Raw genomic sequence first — 14,686 nt, forward strand, 5'->3', positions numbered from 1 at the left:
TAAGCGGAGTTTACGTTTTTGGCGGGGCGCAGGTATGAATAAAGAGTCCATATTTCGTCAGTTGGAGCTACGGCTGGCCGGATGTTCACTAACAGCCGACGCGTTAAGCGGGTTTAGCGCAATGGCGATTGCCGACAGTCTCAGGCAAAAACGCAGCATTATTAGTCACCATCTTAATAACTTGCATCGTGAGCAGCGGGTGGTCAAAGTGAATAGCCGCCCGGTGCTGTTCCTGCCCGTCGAGGCGCTACGTCGTCACCACCGGCTGGCGGTTCGACAGGGGGATTACGCGTCCATTCAGGCGCTGTGCGCGGAGCGGCAGGACAGTCTGGAGCTGCTCATTGGCGCGCAGGGCAGCTTGCAGGAGTCCCTGCGTCAGTGTAAGGCGGCGATCAGTTATCCCGGCGCGGGCTTGCCTTTGCTGCTGCGCGGCCCGACGGGGACAGGAAAAAGTTTTTTGGCGCGCCAGCTTTGGCAGTACGCCATCGAGCAGGGCATTTTGCCCCCGGAGGCGCCCTTTACCGTGTTTAACTGCGCCGAATACGCTAATAACCCGGAATTGCTGACGTCAAAATTATTTGGTCATGCCAAAGGTGCTTTTACCGGCGCAGACAGAGCGGTATCCGGGTTAATTGAGACCAGTAATGGCGGCGTATTGTTTATCGATGAAGTGCACCGTTTACCGCCGGAAGGGCAGGAAAAACTGTTCCATTTTATGGATAACGGCACCTGGCGTCGCTTAGGCGAAAGCAGCGATGAACGCAGCGCCTCTGTACGCCTGATATTCGCCTCTACCGAAGATCTGGAAAAGCACTTTCTGGCGACATTTATTCGCCGGATACCGGTCATTGTCAAAATTCTGCCTATCGCCGAACGCGGACAGTATGAGCGGCTGGCGTTTATTCACCATTTTTTCCGTCGCGAGGCGCAGCGTCTTCATCACGATTTGTCGCTGGATAGTGAAATTATCAGCCAACTGATGCAGGAGACCCTGGAAGGGAATGTCGGCGGCCTGGAAAATCTCATTCGTAATATTTGCGCCAGCGCCTGGACTTTCGGCCAGCGTGACGATGGGGTACTGGAAGTAAAAGCCGGGCAACTGCCGGATCGTCTGCTGATGGAGGTGCCCTTTACCGTTCCGCAGACGGCGGAACGCGTCATGATTTATCGCGAAGGTGGCGTTTTTCCGCGAGTTTCCGGTCAGCATCAGGAATATTTACGGTTGACGGAAAACATTTGCGGCCTGTGCGAAGAGCTGGCGCAGGAGAATATTTCCGCACGGACGTTTGACAAGCTGGTCTATCAAAACCTCACGTTATATCTCGATGCCTTAATGAATAAAGAGAGCCCTCGCGCTCGTCAGGACAAGCGGCTGCGTTTTATCGAAGATGTCGGGAAAGCGATCGCTGCACATTACGATCTCGAACTGAATGCGGAATTCGCTTATCTCACAGGACGTTACCTTACCAGCCTGCCGTTAACGCCGGTGGAGGCGTCGCCATCGGTTCGCCATGTGATGCTGCGCTGGCTGGAGGAGGCGCCGGGGCTGGCGCAGCGTGTGGCGCAAAAACTGCTGGACGTGGTAAATAATAAATATGATTTGTTAATCGACACGCTCGACAGACTGGTCGTGGCGGCCATCGTCAGTAATGCCATTGACGCCACCAGCGGCGGTAAGGTAAAAGCGCTGATCATCGCGCATGGTTATTCGACCGCCAGCAGCATTGCAGGCGTGGCGAACCGTCTGATTGGCGAAAAGATTTATCATGCGATGGATATGCCGATGGAGGTCGCGTTTAGCGATGTCAGCCGGGCCATTGTCGATTATCTCCAGCATACGGATACCCGCGCAGGCGTCATGGTGCTGATCGATATGGGATACACCAAAGAGATCGCCGATGCGCTTTTGAGCGTAATTCATGGCCCGCTGGTGGTGGTCGATAACGTTACGACGCGTCTGGCGCTGAACGTGGCCAGCGAGATCGCGCTGCAAAAAAACATCGAACAGATCGCCGAAGAGATCGTCCCGTTAAATCAGTCGCGCTGGGATGTCTTCTGGCCCGCGCAGAAAAAAGCGCGCGCGCTGCTGGTGACCTGTATTACCGGCATCGGGACGGCGTTTAAATTTAAAAATTTGATGGAAAAAAGTCAGTTGACCGACTTTGATATTAATATTATCGCCTGTGAATATACTCGCCTGAAAAACAGCCGGATGGCGGCCTCGTTGCTGAATCAGTATGAAGTGATTGCGGTTGTCGGCACCATTGACCCGCAGCTGGCGGGCGTTCCCTGGGTGGGGATTGAAGAGCTGCTTGGCGAGCAGGGGTATGCGCATTTAAGTCAGTTATTAAGCGGTTATCTTAACGATAAACAAATTGCGTTAATTAATAAAAATATGGTTCGCGAATTTTCGTTGCATAATGTGGTTAATTCGCTGACCATTCTCAATGCCAATAAGACGATAGGGCATATCGAAACGATTATTGCCGAATGGCAAAATACGCTGGGCTTCAGCTTTAATAATAATTTGATTATTAGTTTATATGTTCATTTGAGCTGTATGATTGAGCGGCTGGTCATGCGCAATGAAATTACCCACTATAAAAACATGACGGAATTTAATGAGCGGCATGGTGAATTTATCGCGATGGTAAATCATTCGTTTCAGCGGTTGAAAATTCTTTATAACGTGGCGCTGCCGGTAGCAGAAATTGGCTATATTCACGATATTTTCGAATTACGGATAGAGGATTTTCGCTGGTAGCCGCGGTAGTTCAGGAAAAAAGGGGCGCTAGCGCCCCGCAGAAGAAAGGCCTGATGGCGCTACGCTTATCAGGCCTACAGATCGCTTTGTAGGCTGGATAAAGCGAAGCCGCCATCCGGCATAACTATTAATATTCAACTTTCCACATATACCGGCGGGTGGTCAGTGGGTGATTACGGGCTGTCGCCAGAGCGAGGTTATAAACGTCCAGCACACAGTTGTGCAACAGACCGCAGAAGTATTCGCCAACGTCGGTGGACAGATCCTGAATGCCGAGTTTATCCGCATCGATCAACTGCAGTTTTCCCTGATAGCGTTCAATAAAGCGAATCGCACGATCGTCCAGCGGGCGAGTACGACCACTGCTTTGCAGCAATATAAACGGCGTGCCCGGCTCGGTGATTTCGAACGGTCCGTGGAAATACTCTCCGCTATGTATGCTGGCGGAGTTGATCCACTGCATTTCCAGCAGAATACAGATAGACTCCTGATGCGCGGCGCCGAAAGAGGGGCCGCTGCCCATCATATAGACCACCTTCTCATCCTTCCATTCGGCGGCGAAACGCTGAGCATCTTCTTGTACCTGCCGTTGGGCGCCGTGAACAACGTCGCTAAAGCGCCCAAACGCGCTGACTAACTCATCGTATTGCGCATAGCCCTCTGTTTGGGCGAGAATTTCCAGCGCCAGCCACAGGCTGTATGCGGCTTTTTGTTGTGCAGGGTCGACCGTTTCCGGATAACGCGCCCACTGATATTCAATGATGTAGTCGCTGTATTCGCACAACGGCGTGTCAGGTTGGTAAACCAGACCGATGGTCGCCGCTCCTTTTTCACGCGCCACGCGGGCAGCTGCGACGGTTTCCGCCGTATTGCCCTGCTGCGAGGCAAGAATAACGACGCTATTTTTTCCTAATGCTTTTGGTGTGGCGTGGACAAATTCATTACTGGTGATATAACCGACAGCCAGTTTTGACGCTTCACAGTCCAGAAAGTATTTCCCTGGCCAGAAGCCGGTTAATGAACCGCCGCAGCCGACAAACCAGACGCGTTCAATGTTTTGTTTACCTAAAATATCGCTAATAATACGGCGGGCATTTTCATGAGCAACAGACATATTTATCTCCTTAGCGTGTAGCGCGTCCTCCGCAACAGCGCGGATAATAACGAGCATTAATAAAAATTAAATTTCTTGCTTACTTTTCATTTTTTGATGGAATTGCGGATCTTTGGGTATCGCCGGATTAATGCCTTTTTGCGGGGGTAATATCGCGCATAGCATTTGTAGCGGAATGATATATTCAAAGACGGCAAAGTCCTCATCATTGACAAACGGGAAATTCAGATTCAGACCATTATTTTCTACCTGCGGGCCGATGCGGTAAATAGACGGCGTCCACTCACCGAGTATTTGCGCCAGCCGATCCTGACGCGCGTCAGGCTGCGGGTCGAGCATAATGAGTGCGGATTGCGCATTAAAGGCATTGTAAATACCGTGAATAAACTCCTCGAATTCGTAGCCCGACACCGGGCAGCGCAACGTCTCCAGCATCTTGAGCGCACCCTCCTGCACCGTACCGAACAGCGTTGCCGGGCCGGTCAGACGAATATCTGCGCTATCGCGCAGCGCCAGCGCATTGGTTTGCGCCCACGCCTGCGAGGCGGTAATCAGCGCGGGCAGGTGGTTAAAGGTCTTTTCCATCCGCAGCAGCAGTGACCGGCGCTGTTCGCCGTCCAGCCGCTGTTGCTGCCCGGCGACGGCGAGCGCCAGCAGCATCAAATTGAGAACCGTGCAGTGATAGCCTTTTGTTTTCGCGCCAGCGGTTTCTTCGCCGCAGGGAACGGTAAGGATATAATCCGCCGCCCGGTCGATAGTCGCAGGCGCCACGCCAGCCATTGAGGCGGTGATATGACCAACATTGCGGGCGCGCTCCATCGCCGCCAGCGTTGAGAGGCTGCCGCCGCCCTGGGAGATGCCGACAACCAGCGCCTTGCCGCTGCGGGCAAGCGTCTCGTCGTCAAGCATAAACGGCCAGCAGACATCCACCGGTAACGCGCACCAGCGCTGCATAAACGCGCGAGCGGTCAGCGCGCCGTGGTATGACGTGCCGGAGCCTGTCAGAATAATGCGGGTGACGCTGCGTTCCGTTAGCGCCTGCGCCGCGCGCCAGAGATCTTCCCGCGTCTGCGTCAGCATCTCCAGCAGGCGAAGGGGCGTCTCGTTCATATAGTCTTCTACTTGCATAGTGTTACCTCTCGTCAAAGCAGGCCCAGCGCGCTGGCAAGAAGCCCAAACGCGACGGTGCCTAACAGGATCCAGTTAATGTTCACGCCCTTACGGATAAGTTTGTACATGCCGAGCGTGAAGAGCAGCGGCAGCAGGGAAGGGAGGATTTTGTCAATAAAATCCTGCACTTTCATGGTAGTCTGCCCGGCGGTAAAGCTCAGCGGGGTTGTAATGTCGATCATGCTGGCGGTCATGGCGCCGACGACCATCAACCCGACGATTGACGCGATATAAGTCACCCTGTCCATCAGCCCGCTTTGCCAGAGGCGCATCAGCCAGGTGGTCCCCGCCCGGTAGCCCAGTTTGAGGGCGTACCAGCGGCAGAGGATATGCGGAATGTTATAGACCAGTAGGGCGAGAATCGGCCCCAGAATGCTGCCCTGCTGGGCAAAGTAGATCCCCATCCCGGCGGCGATAACTTTCAGCGATCCCCAAAAGATGGAATCGCCGATCCCGGCCAGCGGCCCCATCAGGCTGGTTTTAACGGCATTGATCGACTCTTCGTTAAAGTCCGGGTTGCGTTGATTTTCCTCCTCCATCGCAATCGACAGGCCAAAGACAAACGTTGACAGATGCGGCGTGGTATTAAACAGCACCAGATGGCGCTGTAAGGCGCGCCCCAGTTCGGCGGGGTCCTGGTAGATACGCTTTAGCGCTGGCGACATAGCGAAGGCATAGCCCATATGCTGCTGGCGTTCATAGTTCCACGATCCTTGCAACGTAAAGGAGCGCCAGAAAACGCTGCGTAAATCGCGGGCGGTGATGCGGCTTTCGCTTTGCGAGTGAGCCTGTGCGTCGTCGATCAGGGTCTGCGTCACTTCACTCATGATTAGCCCTCCTGTTGGGATGTGTTAAGAAACTGGCTGATAATGAAAGCCAGCACCACGGCAAACAGCGCGATGGCGATGATGTCCAGTTTGGTATATGCGGCGATCAGAAAGCCCAGCCCAAGGTAAGGTATTAATTTGCTGCTAAGCATCATGCTGATCAGCAACGCGAAACCCAGCGCCGGCAAAATCTTACTGGCGACAACCAGGCCATTGGTAATAAAGGCGGGAATGGCGTCGAGGAACCAGGTGACGGCGGCAGAACCGAGCAAAATGGCGAAAAAGACCGGCAGAAAACCGCTTAGAAAATAGAGCAGCGTTGGGCCTCCCAGGTGCATAACGGCAACCATCCGGGTATTACCCTGCGCCGCATAACGATCGGCCATGTGGCCAAAGCGGGCGTTAACCACGCGCACCAGGACGCCGAGGGTCTGCGCCAGCATAGAGATAGGAATCGCGATGGTCAGCGCCGCTTCGGGCCCGCGCCCGGACATAATAGAAAACGCGGTCGCCAGTACCGAACCGGTGACGACATCAGGCGGTACCGCGGCGCCGATAGCGACATTACCTAAAAAGATCAGTTCCAGCGTCGCGCCGATCAGAATGCCTTCGTGTAAATTGCCGCAGACCAGACCGGTGAGGGCGCACATCACCAGCGGACGGTCAATCATCGACACGCCGAGTAAACGCCCGTCAAGAATGCCCAGTGCGGCAATCAGGCCGAGCAGCGTTGCGGTGAGCAACATAGTGACCTCCGGGTTCAGAGTTTATCGTTAAGCAATTCGGCGGAATGGGCCGGAACCTGGCGCATTTCCAGACGGATGCCTTTGGCTTTTAGCGCCTGGCTATCGGCAATCTCCTGCTCGGTCAGGTATATGGCCTTGCCGAACTGCTGTGCGCCTTCTTTTTGCGCGATACCGCCGTAGTTGATAACGCTAATCCCTGGCACTTTCTCGGCGAAGGCGAGGGTTTCGGCGGTATTGCCCAGCACCACCATCACTTTTTTGTGATCCAGCTTGCCGCTGGCGAGTTTTTCCGCCGCCTGTTCCACCGTGATAATGTCCAGCGACACGCCAGCGGGTTTTGCCAGACTTAATGACATAGAGACAAACGCGTCGCCGGCGGCGTTGGCGTTAGCGACGATGATATGGTCGATATCCAGCGCCCGGGTCCAGGCGAAGACCACCTGGCCGTGCAGCAGGCGGTAATCAATGCGCACTAATTTGATCATGGGATTCTCCCTGTAGGTCAGCGGATGGTTGTGTTATTAGCGTGTTGATAAAGACAATGGATTCACGCGCCGCATTGGTGGCGTAGGTAATGGCCGCGTCTGTGCTTTCTTCTTCACAGAGTAAAAACTCCAGCAGCAGGGTCATGTTGACGCCAGCCACCACAAAAACGTGACGGTGACGCATCAGCACTTTCGCGGCGCTATTGTTGATGCTGCCGCCGAGCAGATCGGTAAACACCACCACTTCTTCGCCGTTGGCTTGCGCGATCAGATTTTCGAGGGTTTGTTCAAGCTGCTCCGTGGTGACAATATCGCCATCGTAGGCGCAAACCGGTGTCACGCCGTGTTCGTCGCCAATCAGCAGCGATAGACTGTTAATAAGTCCGCGGGCAAAAGGGCCATGGCTGGCTACATAAACATGTCTCACCCGTTTTCTCCTTCATCCAGATAGGGGGTATCCAGATATGGCAAACGGCGTGCCAGTTTTAAATGTTATTTATTTTCAATAACTTGAAAGAGAAAGTTAACACTAGCGATGTAAAACCTGGCACTTCGCGCCATTGATCATTGGGGAACCTGGCAGAAAGGTGAAAAAAGCCGGACGGGCGTCCGGCTTAGGCAGGGGATTAGACTTCCGTCAGTGTGGTTTCAAGCGGCAGACGTGATTTCGGCAGCCCGGCGTTGAAATCCTCGACGCTATGATGGCCGACCGGCACCACGACCAGACTGGTATAGCCTTTTTCTTTCAGACCAAATTCAGCGTCGAGCACCTCGGCGTCGAAACCTTCAATGGGGACAGCGTCGAGACCCATCGCGGCAACGCCCAGCAGAAAGTTGCCGACGTTCAGATAAACCTGTTTCGCCATCCACTGGTGGTCATCTTTCAGCGAGACGCGGTGCATATCGGCGAAAAAGCGGCGACCTTTATCATTTGCCGCTTTAGCTTCCGGCGTAGCGAAACGGCCATCGGCTTCTTCCTGATCGACGACGCGCTCAAGCCATGCGTCATCCATCGCGGTTTTCGCGCAGAAGACCACCACATGGGAGGCGTCTAACATTTTACGTTCGTTAAACACATAATTGGCGGCGGCGGATTTTGCTACGCGCGCTTTGCCCTCTTCTGTACTGGCGACAATAAAGTGCCACGGCTGGGAATTGGTGCTGGAAGGGCTGTACTGTAGTAGTGTTTTTATTTTATCCGCTTCTTCGGCGGTCAGTTTTTTGCTGGGATCGAACGCCTTAGTGGAGTAGCGCTGTAAGGCGACAGAAACGATATCCATAAATGCTCCTGGTTGGTTTAGTACCCTTTTGTATCAGCAGGGTACCGGGTTATCGGTAAAAAGATAAGGGAGGAAAATGCGGAAACGGTTATTGCATCAGCGCGGCCGCAGGCGCAGTTGCTCTCTTTTAGGCAGCCCGTCTACGACCAGATTCCATGAGTCATTTATCAAATCGTTGAGTAGCGAGACGGTGATATCCTCGCCCGCATAGACTGAAATCCAGTGTTTCTTATTCATGTGATAGCCAGGCGCAATGCTGGGGTAAATTTGTTGATTTACCAGGGATTTTTGGGGATCCGACTTCAGGTTCACCACTGGGCGACAGTGATGTTCAGTGAACAGCATGAATATTTTGCCGCCGACTTTAAACACATCGTACTGTGGGCCGAAAGGCCAGCAGTGTTCGGTAAAAGGCAGTTCCAGCGCACAGCGTTTTGCACAGGCGTGCAGTGTTTGACCGTCCATTATTGCTCCTCGCGAGTCAGCGCGCGCCACATGGCTTCGAATCCCAGCGCAATATATTCGCCAGCGCGAGCGGGATCGCGCGCGGCGAAATCCATTGTTGTTTCAGCCAGCGCCAGAAAAAGGCCGTCGCCGAAGGCGCGGTACTCATCCGACATAAACACCATCAAAACGGAACGATGACATAAATCGCGCAATTCGGGGAACATATCGTCGGCCCGTTGTTCCGTCTCTTTGGTGAGCTTTTCGCTGACGGCCAGTTGACGGATCGCCCGATGGCGCGCGGGATGGTTCAGACCCCAACTGATGTAACTGTTCCAGATAAAACGAGTCATCATTTTGGCATCGGTAATGGATCGATCCAGCTCCATTATCATTGACTGGCAGAGATCCTGCTTTAAATGCAAATACAACGTGTTAATCAGCTCATCTTTGGTCGCGAAATAGCGAAACAATGTTCCTTCTGCAACACCTGCGTTACGCGCAATCACCGCCGTTGAGGCGGCGATACCGGATTGCGCTATCGCCTGGGTTGCCGCTTCCAGTAATGCTTGTTTTTTGTCTTCACTCTTCGGACGAGCCACTACACGTTACCCTTATGTCTGTAAAAACATGATTGAATCATGCCCGTTGTCGCGTCGCAACGGTGAATGTCAACCTTTGAAAAGTACCTTGACGGCGTATCTTTGCTTTCTATAATGAGTGCTTACTCACTCATAATCAAGGGCTGCCGCATGAAGTGGTAGAAAAGCATATTGCAGGCCATGCGATAAGCCGTCTCACAATTTGTGTGGTTATTACTATGCTTATTGCTGTTGCCGTAAATGTGCGGTGCGGGAGCCGCTGACGAGTTTGATAGAGGGGAGAGCACGATGACCATTTCCGCTCAGGTTATCGACACGATTGTCGAGTGGATTGATGATAATTTGAATCAGCCGTTACGTATTGATGATATTGCCCGTCATGCGGGATATTCCAAGTGGCACCTGCAGCGCCTTTTTATGCAGTACAAAGGGGAGAGTCTGGGGCGCTACGTGCGTGAACGGAAGCTAAAACTGGCGGCGCGCGACCTGCGCGACACCGACCAGAAGGTGTATGATATTTGTCTCAAGTATGGTTTTGATTCGCAGCAAACCTTTACGCGCATTTTTACCCGCACGTTCAACCTGCCGCCAGGCGCTTATCGTAAAGAAAAGCATGGCCGTACGCATTGAAATGTTTTAATCGGCCAGCGAAAACCAGCGCCGCCAGATAAAGCGAATAACATAATATTCCAGCGCGCCGAGCAACAGAAACCATAAACAAAACAACAAAGTATAAAGCTGGTTGAGATCCATAAGATGAAAGATCCCGACCAGTTTTTGCGCCAGCGCAAGGCCGAGCGAAGGGGCGGGCAGCAGCAGGCTGGAGAGCAACGCCATCAGCAAAATACCGGCAGCGGTCATCAATGATTCAAGCGGGTGTTTCATGGTTTTGTTAAACGTAAGTTAAAACGCCATTGTCCGGGATATCGCCTGGTAAGGCAAATATGCTGTCTATTGTCCCGCCCAGATTTCACAATGTTTTTGTACCAGGCCTATCAGCGATCCGCCGTCGGCAATAAACTCCCGCATATATTGCGCTTCGTTACCGCCTTTTTTCACCTGCAGACGTAGTGCGTCAATGGCGCTGTCGGCGCCCAGCTTGCGCGCAGAGGGGGTAACGTTGTCCAGCAGACGCAGCGTATCATCTGCCAGGCGACGGCGGTCGCCGGTATAGACATCGGTTAGCACGCCCTCCAGACCATAGCGGCAAGCCTGAAAACGGTTGAATTTATATAACAGATAGTCTTGTTCCTGCGGTTTAAAGGGACGCTCGGTCAGCAGCCAGTGCGCGGTCGCCTGAATCAACCCTGCCATATTGATGGCATGATCAAGGGTGAGCGGCGTATCCATCACCCGAACTTCTACCGTGCCAAAGGCCGGGCTGGGGCGGATATCCCAGTGCAAATCTTTGATGCTGTCGATCATCGTGGTGTAAGACAGACGGCGAAATAGTCCGGCAAACTCTTGCCAGTTACTGACCCACGGCATGGGACCGTTATCGGGAAAAGCGGAAAAAATATTCAGGCGCGCGCAGGCAAAACGGGTGTCAGATCCTTGCATATAGGGAGACGCGGCGGAGAGCGCAATAAAGTGCGGCACAAAATGCGACAGCCCGTGTAAAAGATAAATCGCATCGTCGCCATTCGCGCAGCCGACGTGGACATGCTGACCGAAAACCGTCGCCTGTTGAATTAAGTAGCCAAAATTTTCCAGCGTGCGTTGATAGCGCTCATTATCACAGACCTCCTGACGCTGCCATTTTTGAAAAGGGTGCGTACCGCCGCCGCAAATGCCGAGATGGTGTTCCGACGCCGCCTGTAAAATAACGTGCTGCATGGCAGAAAGTTGGGCCGCCGCTTGGTCAATATCGCGGCAGACGCCCGTGGCCATCTCCAGCATACTTTCGGTGATATCGTGCTTAATTTCTCCCGCAGTAAGTTGGGGCTTAACGGCGTCGATCAGCGTAGAAGAGTCCTGACTTAAATCGTAGCCAGGTGGATTGATCACCTGCATCTCCAGCTCAATACCAAGCGTATAAGGTTCAGAAACGTGAAAATCATTCAGCGCCATAGCGATCTCATTTATCGGGGGATTGCGCTAAGTATAGAAGCGGGAGCGCTCCTGTCGTGGGGAAAGCGCGTTATTGCAGAAACAAGAGTAATAACGCTATTGCCACGTTGAAACCATTCTGTACGGACGGTACGTTCAGCCATCGTGGCGGCAAAGGCTGGCAGCAGATGTAACGAGATGTGCGTGGCGGTAAGCGAGGTAACTTTTGCGCTATCGAATCCCGGGAGCGTGACGCAGTCTGAAAAGGCTTTATAAACGCTCTCTTTGGCGGAGAAAGCCAGCGTCAGGGCAAGCGGAAAAGGGAGCGAGCTCGCCTGGAGAATTTGGCGCTCATCGCTATCAATAATGGACGGCGCCAGCTCTGTCGCCGTGTGCTGACTCATGATTTTTTCTATATCAATGCCGATACGCTGTCGGGATATGACGGCCAGCGCCGTTGTCGCACAGTGGCTGATGCTGCCAAATAGGCCGTCCGGCCATAGCGGCTGTCGCTTGTCGCCAATACCGGGCACTGTCCTGATACCCACCTCGCGTAGCGCGTGAACGGCGGCAATGCGGCCTGCCAGATGTTCAGCTTTACGCTTGCGTCCGGCAGACCGGAGCCGATCGTGATGAGGTAGCCATAGCAGGTCGTGTTCGTGAAAGCTGCTCGCATCAAAGTCGACGATATGCAGCCTGTGTCCGGCAAAGGGAAGGGGAAAATGAGATGTCAGCATCGTTTTTTGCTAATTCCCTCCCCGAATGAGGGAGGGAAGGTTGCCATCAGAAATGGGTATTAATGCTCATATACCACGTACGCCCCGGTTCGTTATAGGTGTACGCGCCAGCGCCCGCCATATAAGCGCCAGTTTGCGTATCCCTGACGATTTGCGCGTTACCTTCACGCCACAGACGTTTGTCAAAGAGGTTATCCACGCCACCGGTCAGGCTGACATTTTTGGTCACGTCCCAGGTCGCGCTCAGGCCAATAATACTGTATGGGCTGACCGCTTGCTTATCTGTTCCGGTAACGGGGTTACCCTGATAATCATATTTCTTCGGCTCTTGTTTGCCGTACCAGGTGAAGGTCGATTGCAGAGAAACGTCCTGACGTACCTGCCAGCTCAGGGTTGAGTTAAGCGTGTACTGTGGAATAATCGACAGGCGTTCGCCGGTCTCTTTGTTTTTGCTCTGCAGCATATACGTAACGTTATTCGTCCAGTTGACGGTGTCGCTAACCGGTACGTTTAACGTGCCTTCCAGACCTTCAACGACCGCTTTCGGCACGTTCTCCCACTGATAAACATCCGTTTTGCCGTTGTTGATACGCTGCAACGGCACCGTACCCGCTTCAATCTTATTGCGGTAATCATTGCGGAACCAGGTGATGCCGGCCAGCCAGCCATCGCGTTTAAATTCCAGACCGATCTCTTTATTGATGCTGGTTTCGGCTTTCAGATCATCGTTACCCATCATATAGCAGCCGATGCCGGTACCCGCGCCAGTCGCGTAGCAACCCTGACCTTTGCTATACAAAATATAGTTTGGGTTAGTCTGGTACAGACTCGGGGCTTTATAAGCGCGGGCGATCCCCATTTTCAGGGTAAAGTCATCCCCCAGACCTTGTGACAGGTTCAGCGACGGGCTCCAGTTATCCCCCACAATACTGTGATGATCGAAACGTAGCCCCGGCGTCAGCATGGTGCTGTCGGTCAGTTCCATGTTGTTTTCAGCAAACAGAGAGAAAATTTCCGCTTTTGAATAGGGGCTACGATTGGTACTGCTGTAACCCGGGATATTTCCCCCCATAAAAGTTTGCGAGTTGGAGAGCTCGTCTTTCATACGCTGTTGGGCCCATTCGGTACCCAGCGTCAGGTTTTGATTGACCAGCAGATCGAAAGGAAGGCTCACTTCGCTGTGTAGGGTGACGTCATTCAAATCGGCATCGGCATATTTTTGCGATGCTTTGGGATCGAAAATTCCTTCGGTGCCGCCTGCCAGGCCTTCCGGCATCCGGGAGTTACGGGTATGTTCGTATTGCACCCAGTTACTGGTGGTTACGCCATTATTCCAGCCGCCGTTCCAGGTCAGAGAGTAGTTCTGCCGATAGAGGCGGTTCGTCTCTTTTCCGTAATTATCTTTCACCAGTTGGTTCGTATTGGTGTTCTGAGTATCGCCGGCATAGAGGTTGCCCTGGCGACTGTAACCGGCCTCCAGCTCCAGAGACTGAAGCGGAGCAAAATCCCAACGAACCACACCGTTGATATCTTTGTTAATGACCCCCTCGCGTCCTGCCGGTAGCGTGTCGGCGTAACTCCCGGTACGTTCAGACTGATGCCCCTGGTTAATATTACGCGCATCCGCCTGCGTTTTGTCGAGGTTGCCATACAGACGGAAGCTGAAATCCCCGCCCAGCGGGCCGTTCAGGCTAAAGTTAGTGCGTTTGGTCGCGCCTTCGTCTTTATGTTCCGGCGCGTTGAAATAGGTATTCCAGGAACCGTGCCACTCGCTACCGCCTTTTTTGGTAATGATATTGACCACGCCACCTGCCGCGCCGTTACCGTAGCGTGCGGCGGCAGGGCCACGCAGCACTTCAATGCGTTCGATCATCTCCGGCGGCACCCACGCGGTATCGCCGCGGGTATCGCGTTCGCCGCGCCAGCCCAGACGCACCGAGTTACGGCTGGTGACGGGTTTACCGTCTATCAGGATAAGGGTGTTTTCCGGCCCCATGCCGCGAATATCGATTTGGCGGTTATTCCCGCGCTGACCGCTGGTGGAGTTGCCGGTCAGGTTTACGCCCGGCATGGTGCGGATGATTTCTGACACGTCGCGCGCGGGCGGATTTTTGCGGATCTCATCGGCGGTGATGGTGGATACGCCTGGCGCCTGTAGGTTTTGCTGGGCAGCGGTCACCACGATGGTGTCTTCATTGGTGAGCGCAGCGCTATCGGTTTTGTCTTCCGCCATCACGGGCAGAGCGGCCCCGTAAATCCCTAAATTGACCAGTAAGGTCAGGGAATGAATCTTCTTGTTCATTGTATATCCTGCTTTTCTTTAGCCACATAAGCCAAAGCGCCCGTCAAAGGCATTGGCCGGGTGGTGAAATTGTGTTCGCGCGTCCCATAGCGCGACAATACGCTATTGCAAATGCAAATAGTTATCAATAATATTATCAATATATTTCACCTTTTATATACAAAAT

15 protein-coding genes are annotated in these 14,686 nt (G+C 53.3%); 2 read left to right on the forward strand and 13 right to left on the reverse strand.

What is annotated here, in order from left to right:
- Positions 1 to 34: 34 nt before the first annotated feature.
- Positions 35 to 2,764, forward strand: coding sequence for a sigma 54-interacting transcriptional regulator (locus tag ABVM99_RS11675; protein ID WP_023194928.1), 2,730 nt, complete (start codon positions 35 to 37; stop codon positions 2,762 to 2,764).
- A gap of 127 nt (positions 2,765 to 2,891) precedes the next feature.
- Here ABVM99_RS11675 and ABVM99_RS11680 read toward each other — a convergent pair whose 3' ends face one another.
- From ABVM99_RS11680 to ABVM99_RS11720, 9 genes are all read right to left on the reverse strand, one after another.
- Positions 2,892 to 3,878 carry an SIS domain-containing protein gene (locus ABVM99_RS11680; RefSeq protein ID WP_000109360.1) on the reverse strand — a complete coding sequence of 329 codons (987 nt, stop codon included), beginning with the start codon at positions 3,876 to 3,878 and terminating at the stop codon, positions 2,892 to 2,894.
- Between the two features lie 66 nt (positions 3,879 to 3,944).
- Entirely contained in the window at positions 3,945 to 4,988 is a 1,044-nt protein-coding gene (locus ABVM99_RS11685; protein WP_077684075.1) for an SIS domain-containing protein, read from the reverse strand.
- Between the two features lie 32 nt (positions 4,989 to 5,020).
- Positions 5,021 to 5,875: a PTS system mannose/fructose/sorbose family transporter subunit IID gene (locus tag ABVM99_RS11690; RefSeq protein WP_000005802.1), complete on the reverse strand. Its 855-nt coding sequence runs from the start codon at positions 5,873 to 5,875 to the stop codon at positions 5,021 to 5,023.
- Between the two features lie 2 nt (positions 5,876 to 5,877).
- Complete coding sequence (locus ABVM99_RS11695; RefSeq protein ID WP_000927522.1) at positions 5,878 to 6,621, reverse strand: PTS mannose/fructose/sorbose/N-acetylgalactosamine transporter subunit IIC; 744 nt, start codon at positions 6,619 to 6,621, stop codon at positions 5,878 to 5,880.
- A gap of 14 nt (positions 6,622 to 6,635) precedes the next feature.
- Positions 6,636 to 7,106, reverse strand: a complete 471-nt coding sequence (locus ABVM99_RS11700; protein WP_000594175.1) for a PTS system mannose/fructose/N-acetylgalactosamine-transporter subunit IIB — start codon at positions 7,104 to 7,106, stop codon at positions 6,636 to 6,638.
- Positions 7,084 to 7,533 (reverse strand): PTS sugar transporter subunit IIA, encoded by a 450-nt coding sequence (locus tag ABVM99_RS11705; protein ID WP_001216659.1) that lies wholly within the window; start codon positions 7,531 to 7,533, stop codon positions 7,084 to 7,086. Before ABVM99_RS11705 ends, ABVM99_RS11700 begins: the two co-directional genes overlap by 23 nt.
- Before the next feature lie 199 nt (positions 7,534 to 7,732).
- Positions 7,733 to 8,386: an oxygen-insensitive NAD(P)H nitroreductase gene (gene nfsB, locus ABVM99_RS11710; protein ID WP_000355878.1), complete on the reverse strand. Its 654-nt coding sequence runs from the start codon at positions 8,384 to 8,386 to the stop codon at positions 7,733 to 7,735.
- Between the two features lie 96 nt (positions 8,387 to 8,482).
- A complete protein-coding gene (locus ABVM99_RS11715; RefSeq protein WP_023182275.1) occupies positions 8,483 to 8,851 on the reverse strand; it encodes an MmcQ/YjbR family DNA-binding protein in 369 nt (122 codons plus the stop codon).
- Positions 8,851 to 9,432, reverse strand: coding sequence for a TetR/AcrR family transcriptional regulator (locus ABVM99_RS11720; protein ID WP_000113609.1), 582 nt, complete (start codon positions 9,430 to 9,432; stop codon positions 8,851 to 8,853). Before ABVM99_RS11720 ends, ABVM99_RS11715 begins: the two co-directional genes overlap by 1 nt.
- A gap of 288 nt (positions 9,433 to 9,720) precedes the next feature.
- On the opposite strand from ABVM99_RS11720, the gene ABVM99_RS11725 reads away from it, so the two are divergent.
- Positions 9,721 to 10,062 (forward strand): RamA family antibiotic efflux transcriptional regulator, encoded by a 342-nt coding sequence (locus tag ABVM99_RS11725; protein ID WP_000155633.1) that lies wholly within the window; start codon positions 9,721 to 9,723, stop codon positions 10,060 to 10,062.
- Between the two features lie 6 nt (positions 10,063 to 10,068).
- On the opposite strand, the gene ABVM99_RS11730 is transcribed toward ABVM99_RS11725, so the two are convergent.
- The 4 genes from ABVM99_RS11730 to ABVM99_RS11745 all read right to left on the reverse strand — a co-directional run bounded on the left by ABVM99_RS11730 (position 10,069) and on the right by ABVM99_RS11745 (position 14,520).
- A complete protein-coding gene (locus ABVM99_RS11730) occupies positions 10,069 to 10,317 on the reverse strand; it encodes a DUF1158 family protein (RefSeq protein ID WP_000682497.1) in 249 nt (82 codons plus the stop codon).
- Positions 10,318 to 10,383: 66 nt separating this feature from the next.
- The gene (locus ABVM99_RS11735) at positions 10,384 to 11,502 is read right to left on the reverse strand and encodes a YbdK family carboxylate-amine ligase (RefSeq protein ID WP_001196910.1); all 1,119 of its coding nucleotides are present in this window, start codon (positions 11,500 to 11,502) and stop codon (positions 10,384 to 10,386) included.
- 11 nt (positions 11,503 to 11,513) lie between these two features.
- Positions 11,514 to 12,218, reverse strand: a complete 705-nt coding sequence (gene entD, locus ABVM99_RS11740; RefSeq protein ID WP_023194926.1) for an enterobactin synthase subunit EntD — start codon at positions 12,216 to 12,218, stop codon at positions 11,514 to 11,516.
- A 46-nt stretch (positions 12,219 to 12,264) separates the two neighbouring features.
- On the reverse strand, positions 12,265 to 14,520 hold the full coding sequence (locus ABVM99_RS11745) for a TonB-dependent siderophore receptor (protein ID WP_052938303.1): 2,256 nt from the start codon (positions 14,518 to 14,520) through the stop codon (positions 12,265 to 12,267).
- Positions 14,521 to 14,686: the final 166 nt, after the last annotated feature.

Source organism: Salmonella sp. SJTUF15591, assembly GCF_043356435.1.
Lineage (GTDB): Bacteria > Pseudomonadota > Gammaproteobacteria > Enterobacterales > Enterobacteriaceae > Salmonella > Salmonella enterica.